This is a genomic window from Streptococcus sp. HMSC072D05 (genome assembly GCF_001815805.1).
In the GTDB taxonomy this organism is placed as follows: Bacteria; Bacillota; Bacilli; order Lactobacillales; family Streptococcaceae; genus Streptococcus.
In genome coordinates, this window is sequence record NZ_KV822009.1 from 1 (window position 1) to 481 (window position 481).

A 481-nucleotide genomic window follows, 5' to 3' on the forward strand; every position below is an offset into this window, starting at 1 on the left:
AAAATAGGAATTGAAACAGAAAAGAGTATGTACTTTAAACCTATTCCTAAACATATAGATTGGACCGAGAGAAAAAATCATATGGCAGGACCTATTGCGTTAAAAATAACTGAAAAAATGATTGAATTATCTTGGATTGAAAAAAGTGAAATTAATCGATGTCTTAATTTAACCAAAAAAGGAAAAAGTGCTTTCAAGACATATCTAAATATGAACATCCCATAATAAAAAAGGGGAAATAATTAAATATGAAAAAAAATAAATTAAAAAAGTATAACTTATTATTAAATATTTGTTTGATATCATTGAGCGTGTATTCAATAATTTTTATCGCTATTTTTCATATTCCATATGGCAAAACTATTTTCTTTGCTATTTATTTTATTATAATTATCTGTTTCTTCTTTATAGATAAAAAAATCGAAAAAGATAATAAAAAAGAAAATAAAGATGACTAGGCTATACAAACTAACTACCTATA

The 481-nt window shown here is 23.3% G+C and carries 1 protein-coding gene and 1 pseudogene; both read left to right on the forward strand.

The window, feature by feature from the left end; genetic code table 11:
- Window positions 1-225, forward strand: a pseudogene (locus HMPREF3057_RS10340) (hypothetical protein); the annotation flags it as partial.
- A 23-nt stretch (window positions 226-248) separates the two neighbouring features.
- Window positions 249-458, forward strand: a complete 210-nt coding sequence (locus HMPREF3057_RS03270) for a hypothetical protein (protein WP_000739694.1) — start codon at window positions 249-251, stop codon at window positions 456-458.
- Window positions 459-481 lie beyond the last annotated feature (23 nt).